At 39.9% G+C, this 11,091-nt stretch carries 11 protein-coding genes; 6 read left to right on the plus strand and 5 right to left on the minus strand.

What is annotated here, in order from left to right; translation table 11 throughout:
• Positions 1-964 (minus strand): DUF1565 domain-containing protein (locus ACM0OT_RS23460; protein WP_414566781.1); only part of this gene is annotated, 964 nt, incomplete at its 3' end.
• A 462-nt stretch (positions 965-1,426) separates the two neighbouring features.
• On the opposite strand from ACM0OT_RS23460, the gene ACM0OT_RS23465 reads away from it, so the two are divergent.
• A complete protein-coding gene (locus tag ACM0OT_RS23465) occupies positions 1,427-2,443 on the plus strand; it encodes a glycosyltransferase family 2 protein (protein WP_414566782.1) in 1,017 nt (338 codons plus the stop codon).
• Between the two features lie 92 nt (positions 2,444-2,535).
• Here ACM0OT_RS23465 and ACM0OT_RS23470 read toward each other — a convergent pair whose 3' ends face one another.
• The gene (locus tag ACM0OT_RS23470; protein ID WP_414566790.1) at positions 2,536-3,315 is read right to left on the minus strand and encodes an ion transporter; all 780 of its coding nucleotides are present in this window, start codon (positions 3,313-3,315) and stop codon (positions 2,536-2,538) included.
• 84 nt (positions 3,316-3,399) lie between these two features.
• Between ACM0OT_RS23470 and ACM0OT_RS23475 the strand changes: the two genes are divergently transcribed.
• A complete protein-coding gene (locus ACM0OT_RS23475; RefSeq protein ID WP_414566783.1) occupies positions 3,400-3,825 on the plus strand; it encodes a nucleoside deaminase in 426 nt (141 codons plus the stop codon).
• Between the two features lie 53 nt (positions 3,826-3,878).
• Here the strand turns inward: ACM0OT_RS23475 and ACM0OT_RS23480 are convergent, their stop codons facing one another.
• Together ACM0OT_RS23480 and ACM0OT_RS23485 are read right to left on the minus strand one after the other, a co-directional pair.
• Complete coding sequence (locus ACM0OT_RS23480) at positions 3,879-4,541, minus strand: response regulator (protein WP_414566784.1); 663 nt, start codon at positions 4,539-4,541, stop codon at positions 3,879-3,881.
• On the minus strand, positions 4,538-5,746 hold the full coding sequence (locus tag ACM0OT_RS23485) for a sensor histidine kinase (RefSeq protein ID WP_414566785.1): 1,209 nt from the start codon (positions 5,744-5,746) through the stop codon (positions 4,538-4,540). Before ACM0OT_RS23485 ends, ACM0OT_RS23480 begins: the two co-directional genes overlap by 4 nt.
• Positions 5,747-5,980: 234 nt before the next feature.
• Between ACM0OT_RS23485 and ACM0OT_RS23490 the strand changes: the two genes are divergently transcribed.
• From ACM0OT_RS23490 to ACM0OT_RS23500, 3 genes are all read left to right on the plus strand, one after another.
• Positions 5,981-6,475 (plus strand): P pilus assembly/Cpx signaling pathway, periplasmic inhibitor/zinc-resistance associated protein, encoded by a 495-nt coding sequence (locus ACM0OT_RS23490; protein WP_414566786.1) that lies wholly within the window; start codon positions 5,981-5,983, stop codon positions 6,473-6,475.
• A 287-nt stretch (positions 6,476-6,762) separates the two neighbouring features.
• The gene (gene sipA / locus ACM0OT_RS23495) at positions 6,763-7,035 is read left to right on the plus strand and encodes a regulatory protein SipA (RefSeq protein WP_414545716.1); all 273 of its coding nucleotides are present in this window, start codon (positions 6,763-6,765) and stop codon (positions 7,033-7,035) included.
• Positions 7,036-7,067: 32 nt separating this feature from the next.
• Entirely contained in the window at positions 7,068-7,613 is a 546-nt protein-coding gene (locus tag ACM0OT_RS23500) for a peroxiredoxin (RefSeq protein WP_414566787.1), read from the plus strand.
• Positions 7,614-7,746: 133 nt separating this feature from the next.
• Here ACM0OT_RS23500 and hetF read toward each other — a convergent pair whose 3' ends face one another.
• Positions 7,747-10,263 (minus strand): cell division protein HetF, encoded by a 2,517-nt coding sequence (gene hetF / locus ACM0OT_RS23505; protein WP_414566788.1) that lies wholly within the window; start codon positions 10,261-10,263, stop codon positions 7,747-7,749.
• A 244-nt stretch (positions 10,264-10,507) separates the two neighbouring features.
• Between hetF and ACM0OT_RS23510 the strand changes: the two genes are divergently transcribed.
• A complete protein-coding gene (locus ACM0OT_RS23510) occupies positions 10,508-10,777 on the plus strand; it encodes a hypothetical protein (RefSeq protein ID WP_414566789.1) in 270 nt (89 codons plus the stop codon).
• Positions 10,778-11,091 lie beyond the last annotated feature (314 nt).

The following is an 11,091-nucleotide window of genomic DNA, read 5'->3' on the forward strand; positions in this document are numbered from 1 at the left end:
GTGTGGGTGTGGGTGTGGGTGTGGGTGTGGGTGTGGGTGTGGGTGTGGGTGTGGGCGTTGGTGTTGGTGTTGGTGTTGGTGTTGGTGTGGGAACCGAAACGTTGGCAAACTCTATATTGCCTGTGACCTTACTGGGATCTATTTGATTTCCTACAGATACCAGCTTCTTAGAACTGGCGTTTTGTACATCAAATTTACTGTTATTACGGATGATATTGCCCCCTGGATTATTGGTATTACCCAGATCCGGTAAGGCATTTCCAATTACTGTCAGACCATCATCAGTATTATTTTCAATGAGATTATTACGCAGGATGGGAAGCGCAGTACCAGAAACAATAATTCCCGAACGATTTTCGTAAATTTTATTATCTAGAAGAGTGGGTAATGCTGCATCACTAATTGCAATGCCAAAACCTGTGTTATGGCAGGTGTTACCTTGAATTTTACCTTGGGAATTTTTGGCGATCGCAATTCCATTGGCGGCATTTTCTGTAAATACATTACCTTGAATCACTGGATTCGCTTCACCTGTAGCAAATACTCCCTCACGCTTGCAGTTAATAAAGGTGCTATTAGCAACAGTAGGGGTGCTTGACTCAATCCAGACTGCACTACCACGACTAGCTAAATTAGTTACAGTCACTCCCCGGAGTTCGGCGTTATTCAATAGCACGAAGGTGACGTTTTGACCGGCAAAGGTACGGCTGAGATAGTTACCACTGCCTTCAATGAATATATTACGGCCCTTACTGGTTTCATTACCCACAACTATTACACCCACTGGTACTGTGAGGGGAAAAACTTCCCCACTAGCAGCGTTGTAATTACCTTCTGCTAATTGAATCTTGGTTTCCGGTGTGGCAACCTTCAGGGCTTGCGTAAGTGTTTTGAAAGGCGATTGTTGGCTACCAGGGTTGGTATCGTTGCCTGCTGCTGGATTTACGTAAAAACTTTGTACCATATTTATACTGCTAAAAAATACATAGCCATCTTAGCGCTAACCATTAAAATAGGTAGCGATAGCTAAAATTAAAACTTCATTTGCAGTATTTACTACCAGAGTTAGCAAACACATTCCCGAAAAGGCTGCCATAAGTCTGGGTAATTGGCTTTGCGGTAGATAAGACTTCATTGCCTAAAAACATCTTTCTTTAACAAAAACTAATAAACGGCATAAAAACTAACAGAAAAATTAAAAACTAACAATACCACTTGTATTAATCTATTAAACACAAAGGATTTCCGAAAATTAAATCATTCATTTTTGAAAGTAGGCATCTTCACCCGTCTGATATTCAGAGCGGGTATTCGCTGTATGCACTGCAACACCCATCCCACTAGAGAAAATTTTGGATATTTTTTTTGGGAAATTCCTATGTAGATAAAACTTGATTGGTATAAAATGAATTGGCCAGTGTCTAACATGAATCCAGAAATATCTGTTATTATCCCTGCTTACAACACAGCAGCCTATATTTCTCAAACAATAAAGTCGGTATTGGGGCAAACTCTCCACAATATTGAAGTAATTGTAGTAGATGACGCATCAACTGATGGGACAGCAGAGGTAGCTAGAAGCTTTAAAGATGAACGGCTCAAAGTTTTTGTCAATCCGCAAAATCTGGGAGCCGGTGGTACGCGCAATCGAGCATTAAGGGAAGCTACAGGAAAATGGATTGCCGTTTTAGACTCAGATGATTGGTATGCCCCTGAAAGGCTGGAAAAGCTTTTACAGGTAGCAGAGTCCAAAAATGCAGATATGGTTGCTGATGATTTATTTCTGATTCGAGACGGTGAACATTCTCCTTGGAGTACACTAATTAACGAAAGTGGAGAGGTCATTGAAACCATAAAGCAAATAGACCCGGTATTTTTTGTAGAAACTGATGTTTATGGACAACAGGGATTGCATCTAGGCTTATCAAAACCTTTATTCCGGAGAGATTTTCTGCTGCAACATCATATTGAATATGATGCCAGCATTAAAGTAACCCAAGATTTTTGGTTAGTCATGGAATGTCTAATCAAAGGAGCTAGTTTTTTTCTCGTACCAGAACCATATTATTTTTACCGCTCCCGTGCAGGTTCTCTGGTTTATTCGCCTAAAGTCCACCGTATTGAGCAAGATTGTCAGGCGATCGCAGCTTTTTTAAAGCAAAATGGCATTGACAAACAAACTTCCCTAGCCCGGGCTTTTTTGAAAAATCTTGCTGTTTTAAACAAGAATTTAGCTTATTACCGTGTTGTAGAATCACTCAAACAGCGAAAATGGCAAAGAAGTTTGATAGAAATGGTACGCAACCCCTATTTTTTCATCCATTTACTGAGCCAAATTCCCAGTATTCTCAATCGTCGGGTGCAACGCTATATTTATGGAAATAAAGCAGCATATGAGATGATTCCCCGTAGTCATCAACAAAAAAGGTTAAGCCCACCCTAAAAATTGGGGCAATTTATCAACATACATCTCCCCGACTTCTACCCGGTTCTGCGGGTGTCTACAAGAAATTGGGGAGCTTAAAATAGCAGTGATTATTCACCTAGTTTAGCTCCACATCTCTTACAAAACCCCGCATCCACATCATGAAACTTCAAACCACAACTTGAACAAACAATTTCTACCTGATTGGCAGTTTTGACTAATCGTTTAATTAAATCTCCTACTTGCCAAGGAATCAAAGCAACACCTGTTAAAATCATTAGTACTGTTAGCAGACGACCTAATTCAGAAATTGGTGTCACATCACCAAATCCTACAGTTGTCATGGTGACAACAGAAAAATAAAACGCATCTAAAAAAGTCGCAAAAATATGAGAATTAACTGGATGCTCGACTTGATAAATTAAGCCAGAGTAAACAAATATAATTGCAAATAAAGTAAATAAAATTTGTGCGAAAATTACACCATCATCGGTAGTAATAGTACCAAATAAAAATTTTCTGTCTATCAACCTAATTAATCGTAAGATTCTAAACCATCGCAGTAGGCGAATAAATCTGATATCAACTGCTCCTAAAAAAAATGGCAAAATTGCTATTAGATCAATAATTGAGTAAAAGCTAAAAATATACTTAAATTTGTTTTCTGAACTCCACAGACGTAGTACATATTCTCCAGCAAAGATTATCACTATAATAGTGTCGATGACATCTAACTGAAACCGAATAGCATCAGGAATATTATAAGTTTCTGCCACGAAAATTCCTGATGATAATAACACCAAAGCGGCAAGGGTTAAATTAATCGCTTTACCTGTTGGCGTTTCTAGGTCTTTTAGGTAAAATTCTGTTTCTTGTCTGCTTAGTAACATATTCATCAATTTAATATATTACCCATAACTCACAGTAGCAATGCTATATTATTAACATTTATCCTGTAGAAATTCTTCATTCAGATGAACCAAGAATATTTTATGCATCTAGCATTGGAAGCAGCTAAAAAAGGAGATGCGCCTTATGGTGCAGTAATTGTTAAAAATAATGAAGTAGTCGCTGTAGCTCATAATACTGTGAAGCAAGACTGTGATCCCTCAGCCCATGCAGAAATCAATGTTATTCGTAGTTTAACAGCTAAACTTAAAAGCCCCTCTCTCGAAGGTCATAGCATATATACAACTGGTGAACCTTGCCCCATGTGTGCCACTGCTTGTGTGTGGACAGGGATATCGGAAATTGTCTATGGTGCTTCAATTCAAGATTTAGTTTCGGTCAATCAATCACAAATTGATATTTCTTGTGAAGAGGTGATTGCTAAGTCATTTAGAAATATCAAGGTGACAAAAGGTATTTTAAAAGATGAATGTTTAGCATTATTTAATTGATGCACTTAGCGATCGCCTGCATATAAACTGTGGTGATACAGTACAAATTACCATTAGCTATTTTGTTCTAAATATCCTAAAAACGTATTAGCAATAATCGCAGCTTGAGTGCGATCGCGCAAATTTAACCTATTTAAAATATTCGTCACATGATTCTTGACAGTCCCCTCAGAGATATAAAGTTGTTGAGCAATTTCTCTGTTATTAGCACCTGTAGCAATTAATTGCAAAACCTCTTTTTCTCTGGGAGTCAGTTCCGCCAAACTAGGTGGTACAGGAGGTAATTGAGTTGGTGTAACTGGGGAAAATTGATTTACCAGTTTTTTGATAATTCCGGGGCCTAGTTGTGTATATCCCTTATGCACTGCACGAATAGCAACAGCTAATTCTTCCGATGGTGTATCTTTCAATAAATAACCCATCGCGCCATTTTTTAAAGCTGCGGTTACATATTCATCATCATCAAAAGTAGTCAAGACTAAAATTTTGATTTCCGGACAAGATTTTTGAATTGCTCGTGTAGCTGCTACGCCATCTATAATGGGCATTCTAATATCCATTAATATCACATCTGGTTGTAGCTGGTTACTCAAATCAACAGCCTGTTCACCGTTCTCTGCTTCACCTATAATTTCTAAATCTGGTTCTAGTTCTAATAATGCCTTTAATCCCTGACGAATTAAATTTTGGTCATCTACCAGTAAAACTTTAATCATTGTGTCAATCTCAACAAAGGAATATCAACTATAATTTCACAACCAGAACCAGGAGAACTATTAATATTAAATTCTCCTCCTAATGCTAACGTGCGATCGCGCATACTTTGCAATCCAAAACCAGTAGTATTTTGATTGACATAAAAACCTTTACCATTATCTTGAATTATCAAGCGAAAACTATTTTTAGTTGTAGTTAAATTTAGTTTTACTTCCGATGCATCTGCATGTTTAGAAATATTTGTTAAAGATTCTTGAATAATCCGATAAATAGATATAATAATGTCAGAAGGTAAAGAATATTCTAAATTAATTTGGCAAATTGGTGAAATCCCATTTGAACGGTAAAAATCTTCTAAAAGAATAGCGATCGCCTGCTCTAAAGATTGCTCTTGTAAAGGGTGAGAACGCATAGTAGAAACAGATTGACGCACATCGTTGAGTGATTTAGATCCTAGTTCTTTAGCTCTTGCTAAAAATGTCTGAGCTTTATCTGGATTAGATTGCCACAGTTTTAAGGCAGTTTCTAATTGTAAATTCAAAGCTGTTAAAGAATGTCCTAATGAATCATGGATTTCACGAGCGATACGATTGCGTTCTTCAAGGGTAGCCTGATTTTCAATTTTCAAGGCATATTGGCGCAGTTTTTCATTAGCGATCGCTAATTTTTCTCGGCTTTGACGTTCAGAAATGACTGTATTCATTAACAGCAAGATAAAAATTAAACTTAAGCCGAATATCAACGCTAAACTGAGGGGAAAAAATCGCAATCGCTCTTGAGCATGTGGTGGTAAAACAGCTCTAGGTAAGCGATATCGTAGTGTTAATAAAAATAAACTAAACGATAAACTTGTAACTACCAACCGGCCAGGTAACTGAAAAATTAAACAACTACGAGTTACTAAAATAATATATAAAAAAGGAAAAAGCCTAGCAATTCTCCCCCCGAAAAATCCTGTTGTGGTAATTAAAAAAATTTCAATAGCTGTATAAACAATTTTACTAAAGTAGTTAGAAGTGGGTAATCTCAAACCCATTAACCCAAAAAAAACTAGACTAAAAATAGTCAGTTCAGGAACCTTAGTTGTAAACCGTGGTGAAGGTGATGGTAACGCGGCTGTGATAACTGCGATCGCTAGTAATACCCACTCTAAATACAGCAGAAACCGAAAAGGATGATTATTAATTTGAATAGGACGACTCATATATAGCAATTTCTAGATTTTTATCATCATTAAGATGTGAATTAAATGAAAACTTAATCAATTAAAGATATTTTCTATCTTTACTGTATTTGATCAGTAATTACAAGTTAAATTTTTTAAAATTGGATCATGACTTTAGTCATGGGTATAATCATGACTTTCGCCTCATGTAGCTCCTATGAATGATTTCCTATGATGGTGACATCCAACCAGGAAACCAAACGAGATAATTAGATGAAATTCAAGCCATTATCACTACTAGCTGGAGCAGTTGCCCTCACCTTAACTGCAACCCCTTTTGCTGTTCAAGCACAAATGAGATCCTTTTCACCTCAACTAGCACAAAATGCCAAACCTGAAAGAGGTCAAAAAGGCGCTGGTTGGTCAAGGTTAGAACTAACAGATGCTCAAAAAGCCCAAATGCAGGCGATTAAAACCAATACCCGTGCCCAAATTGAGGCACTTCTGACCGCAGAACAAAAAGCAACATTGGCAGCTGCACAACAAGCACGTCAAGCGCAACGCCAATCAGGCCAAGGTCAAGGTCAGCGTCCACAGAAAGATTGGACTAACTTGAATCTGACTCCACAACAACAAACTCAAATGCGTCAAATTCGTGAGACATCTAAACAACAAATGTTAGCGGTCCTCAACCCTCAACAGCGGCAACAATTACAAGAAATGCAACAAAACATGCGATCGCGCCGTCAGCAACGCAATTCTCAGTAATCTCGATTTAGTCCCACAAGATTTATCAAGTCTGGGGTGGGTATAGCTAGTAGCCCATCACAGAATCTGAATCTGATAAAAAAAATTAGTAAAGTCTGGACTGACACGCCAACTTACTCTATTCAATTTTTCACAAAACTTCTTGCAGAAGATGGGAGTAGGGGAAATCATGCCATCCCCTCTCCTTTTCCCATTTCCCACACATCCAATAAAAAAATTAGGCTAACCCCTAGTAAAAGTTAGGAGTTTTAAGTTAATAGTTAATCACAACTCCTAGCACTTTTAAAATGTCTCAAGAATTTACTATTGGTAGTACAGTCCGAGTCGTAGCACTACCACCCTACGTCAAAACAGCAGACCCTATGCCCATGCTACGCCCTCCAGATGTAATTAGCATTGGCGAAGAAGGCATAGTTCTTGACCGTCGTCCTGGTGGATATTGGGGTATCCGCTTTGCTAAAGGAGCTTTTCTGTTAGATAGCCAATACATTGAAAGCACAGACACGCCAACAGAATCTCATGTAGAACCAAAACAGGAGTTAGGTAACCAAGAATTGTAAACTTGTGTAAAGTTGTAATTTTTGTTTGCACCATGATTTCTCGGCGCACTTTTTTAAATTTATTATTTGCCAGTTGTTTTGCTGTCATGAGTTGGTTGCATCTGACTCCCGATGCTCATGCTCTTGGTGGCAAACTCCCCGAACTTAATCAGCCCGCACCAGAGTTTACATTGCCAACCAATACTGGAAATGGCAAAATTTCTCTCTCTGACTTGCGTGGTCAGTGGGTAGTACTATATTTTTATCCCAAAGATTTCACCTCTGGTTGCACCATTGAAGCTCGTCGTTTTCAGCAGGATTTACCCAAATACATCGAAAAAAATGCCCAGATTATTGGTGTGAGTGCCGATGATATTGACTCTCATGCCGAATTTTGTGATTCAGAGGGGTTAAAATTTCCTCTGTTAGCTGATACCACAGGCGAGGTAAGTAAAGCTTATGGTTCTTGGATCGGTTTTGTATCTATGCGTCACAGCTTTATCATCGATCCAGAAGGTATTCTGCGTGAGACTTTTGTCAAAGTCAACCCATCTGTTCACAGTACAGAAGTTTTGGCACAACTAGAAAAATTGCAGTAGAGGGGACTGAGGAAGAAGCAGGGGGGCAGGGGAGCAGGGAGCAGGGAGCAGGGGGAAAGATTTTCGGTGAGTACCAACATCTTTGTTTGTATCTCCCTCATCTCCCTCATCTCCTTCATCGCCCTAATCTCCCTCAACTCTCTGCCCGCAGGAGTGATTGCCAATCTTTAATTGCTTGTTCTGTCCATAACCAATTTTGACTTAATTGATTGATCTGGAAATTTACAGGATCATCCTTAATGACCATTTGCCGTAATTTGATGGCTTCATTAATATATTGTCTTTGTTTATTATTAGCAGGTTGATTATATGCAGATTTATATAGCCCCAGAGCTAAACCAGCGTAGGCAGTTAAAGCTTCTTGCGGTATTGTTTTTTGTATAGAAGATACTGGTGTAGTAGAAGCTGTATTTTGCTGGTTGAGAGCTAAATTTAAAGCTTTAAACCAAGAGTCATTGGCTCGATTTAAATTGCTTTCTGCGTAGTGGGCAAATCCTAAAGCGTTAGTATACTTAGCTGAATCTGGCTCAGATTTAACAGCACTTTCCCAATAACGACGGGCATCATCAATACTATATTTTTTGTCTCCTATCTGGACAAACTGCCATGCTAATCGCCCTCTCAAAAAGTTAACGGTGGGATCATCTGCTTGCTTTGGTGGTACTAAGTCTAGAGTGGCTTGAGCCGCAGAAAGTGCCCCACGATTGAGTAGTACTTCTACCGCTTCTAACCCAGCGGGTAAGTCTCCCTGGCTGATTTTTTCCATAGCTGTGGTGGTGACTATTCCCGTGGGTGCTTCGTTGATGTCGATTGGCGGCTGTTCGGGGGTGGATAGAGATGGGGTAGGAATTGGCGGGATGTCACGTAATACTGATACTTGCTGATTTCGCCACCACCAACCCCAGCCGATTAAGGAGGCGATCGCAATTGCTCCGAGAATACCCAACACAGGCCATAGTCTTAGTTGATAACGATCTGGGGGTCGCAGTCTTGATGGAGGTTGCGATCGCCTAAGGGGATTAGTCTCTGTTTCTTGTTGGAAATTGCGGGTAGCTTCGGTGATGTTGTCTGGGATGTCTCCCCATAAATTTACTTGTCTATTCAGGGGAATAATCTGTTCCGCAGTCTGTTCTTCTGGAAAATCATCATCTCTAATTGGTTCTACAAATTCTTCACTGTCAGGGAATTGCTCATTTGCTGCTTTTTGGTGATCTAGCTGGCGAAACAAATCCGAAACTAGCGCTGAATCTTCTGCGTAATTAGGATCATCATCATACTCAATTTCATCAACTAGATCGCCCCATGTCTCCTCCCCTAGCCAATCCATCCCTGAAAGATCATGACCTAAGCCAGAGGGCATCATCTCTTCCACTGGTAAAGGTATATCTGTCTCATCTGCCATTGCCAAGTACATAGCAGTGGGATTTACCTTCACAGGGGGACTGTTATTATATCCATTAATTGATTCTGCACTTAAAGACGTGTCTGGGGACAACAGACCATCAAAATCTTGTTGAAGATATAAAATTGGTAATGCCCAGTAGGATTGGGGAGAACCATAAGCAGAAATTAACCCCTGACGTACCCGGCTTACGCATAAATCTATGGGATATCCTTGACTGAGATTGCGGTAAAACAACTGCGTCAGTGTTAATGCTACTTCATCGGGAATACGTTCTGACATAGCCAAAACGCTTTTAATCCCGCGCCTGACTAAACTTTCTGTCAGGTTACGTTCACCTGTCATATCTCCCACGGGATCTGATGTAGCTGTGTATGTACCCCAACAGGAGTTAAACACTGCCATTTGAATATTATTATTGACCAGCAAGCCTGCTAAATCATCGCCACTGAGGGTTTCTGTTAAGCCGGTTCTTCTGCTGACAAGATAAATTTCTCCGCCGTTCGGACCTAAGTTACTATGACCTGAGTAATGTAAAACTTGGTATCTTCCTTGTTCTAAAGCTTGCGTCAATTCTTCTCGCCCTGGTTGATCTAGAAGGGTGAGTTCAATTTCTGGAAGATACTGACCTCTTTCGTCGGCTCTTGGTGTTTGACGTTGTAGCTCAGTTTGTAGTTTAATAGCTTCTTGTTTGAGCAGATCGAGGCGGACTTGATCAGGAGGGGAAGCCAGCACCATCAAGACTTTCACACCACCTGTTGCCGTTGGGTTTGGTCTGTTTCTGGATGGCAATCGAGATGGAGCCATAATTCCGCTTTGGTAGCGAGAAAAAGCCACATAAGGGCCAGTAGCCAGAGGGCGATCGCCTGCGTGCATAACTTCCCACGGCAGACGTGCTAACCTGATGTCTTTTAAACCCAAACGTAAACGCAGTACTTGTTGATGATTCTGGGCAATACCTTGAGCAGTAATCCAACTATCTCGCAGAGTACCTTGAAACAGCGCATTATAAAATTGCTGTCCCAATGCCACTAGGTTGACAGAGTTTCTGGCGATGGCTTCTCCTTGCAACACTGCTTTCAATGGATCATTCATTAAATGTCCAGCAGATGTCAACCACTCAGCTACAGGCCAAGTTACCAGTTCTTCTGCCAATGGCACCCCAGGCGCAACGCGTTCTGTCCGTACCAGGTAATCATTTTGCCCTACTGGGGTTACGGAAATGTGAAATTCCTGATTAAACTCCATAAATCAAGGGTTCTAGCCATCCTGCTTGCATAAATGCTCAAACAATGTTCAAAAGGGTTGTTTTCGATGTTTAGACATCTATTGTGAGCATAATTTTATACTCGATGGTCACGCTCACTCAACTAATGCTCATTTTTCATTATGACAAGTTAATCATGCTTTTAGTTTCTTATATCGCTAGTACTCAAGTCTTATCCCTATTACTAGAGTAATAGTTAGGCACTTAATTGTTGCGATGTGAAAGATGTCAAGTAAAGAAATACTAGATCTTGATGCCAACTATGAAAATCCTTTTGCACAGGTTTCCTCTCATCCACCTATACTTTCTAGTAACAGAAAAATGTCGCCAGGAATTAGCTTGGTACACCACTACTTACCACCAGGGGAGATTCCTGAATATTCTCTTGCACAATTTGCGATCGCTATCAATCTGGGTGAGAGTTTTGGAATAGGAAGCTCAAACAAGCAGTTGATTATAAAGTGTGGTTCTTGGGGTATGAGTACAACTTGCTGACGCAGACATTCTAGAGAAATATCAGATTGGTTAGTTTCTGAACCAAGTTGTCTTATTGCCTCGGCCTTATCACTTTATCCGGATGACTCAGCATCCGCCTAGAACTTTTAATTGGTAGATGCACCTTGATCTTCAACTCCCCTGGCTGGCTAACACCCGTTGGGGGATTTTTTTAGGTAAAAAACCACAATTATGATAATTTCCCGGAAAATGGTAGTTGCAATTAGAAGAATGAATTGGTAGATGCACCCTGATAACTAACTCCCCTGGCTGGCTAACACCCGTTGGGGGATTTTTTTAGGTAAAAAACCACA

The organism is Anabaena sp. CCY 9613, assembly GCF_963920895.1.
Lineage (GTDB): Bacteria > Cyanobacteriota > Cyanobacteriia > Cyanobacteriales > Nostocaceae > Cyanocohniella.

Coding starts and splice junctions, on each gene's coding strand:
- ACM0OT_RS23465 (WP_414566782.1), top strand. CDS start 1,427: ATGAATCCAGAAATATCTGTTATTATCCCTGCTTACAACACAGCAGCC.
- ACM0OT_RS23470 (WP_414566790.1), bottom strand. CDS start 3,315: ATGTTACTAAGCAGACAAGAAACAGAATTTTACCTAAAAGACCTAGAA.
- ACM0OT_RS23475 (WP_414566783.1), top strand. CDS start 3,400: ATGAACCAAGAATATTTTATGCATCTAGCATTGGAAGCAGCTAAAAAA.
- ACM0OT_RS23480 (WP_414566784.1), bottom strand. CDS start 4,541: ATGATTAAAGTTTTACTGGTAGATGACCAAAATTTAATTCGTCAGGGA.
- ACM0OT_RS23485 (WP_414566785.1), bottom strand. CDS start 5,746: ATGAGTCGTCCTATTCAAATTAATAATCATCCTTTTCGGTTTCTGCTG.
- ACM0OT_RS23490 (WP_414566786.1), top strand. CDS start 5,981: ATGAAATTCAAGCCATTATCACTACTAGCTGGAGCAGTTGCCCTCACC.
- sipA (WP_414545716.1), top strand. CDS start 6,763: ATGTCTCAAGAATTTACTATTGGTAGTACAGTCCGAGTCGTAGCACTA.
- ACM0OT_RS23500 (WP_414566787.1), top strand. CDS start 7,068: ATGATTTCTCGGCGCACTTTTTTAAATTTATTATTTGCCAGTTGTTTT.
- hetF (WP_414566788.1), bottom strand. CDS start 10,263: ATGGAGTTTAATCAGGAATTTCACATTTCCGTAACCCCAGTAGGGCAA.
- ACM0OT_RS23510 (WP_414566789.1), top strand. CDS start 10,508: ATGTCAAGTAAAGAAATACTAGATCTTGATGCCAACTATGAAAATCCT.